General features: G+C 42.8%; 1 protein-coding gene. It reads right to left on the minus strand.

Annotated elements, in window-relative coordinates; all coding sequences use genetic code 11:
* Nucleotides 1-322, minus strand: a 322-nt coding sequence (locus HC175_RS20970) for a cobalamin B12-binding domain-containing protein (RefSeq protein WP_369074363.1), incomplete at its 3' end; no start/stop codon positions are given.
* Between the last annotated feature and the right edge of the window lie 38 nt (nt 323-360).

Below are 360 nucleotides of genomic sequence, written 5' to 3' on the forward strand. Positions count from 1 at the left end.
GAATATCAACTTCTTCAAGGGCATGTACGACAGAGCTTAGGGGCACATTCGCCCCCAGGTAGATCACTCTCTTTCCTTTACTTCTCAAATAATAATTGGAGAACAACAAGCCTAACTCGTGAAATTCATCTTCGGGCAGAAAGAGCAGCCAGGTTTCTTTTTCGGCTTTTTCCACGGGAGGTGAATCAATAGCGGTAGAGATCTGTTGTCTTAATAGATTGGAAATGTAATGTTCATGTGCGGGGGGAATTTCGTCTGCAGACCACATGAGGCCAATTCTGTTGAGCAACGGGTGGATAACTTCAACGTAAGTTTTTAGCATTCCAAACCTAAGAAGACAGTGAGAAAATATCTTTTCGA

The sequence above is a fragment of the Salinimicrobium oceani genome (genome assembly GCF_012037645.1).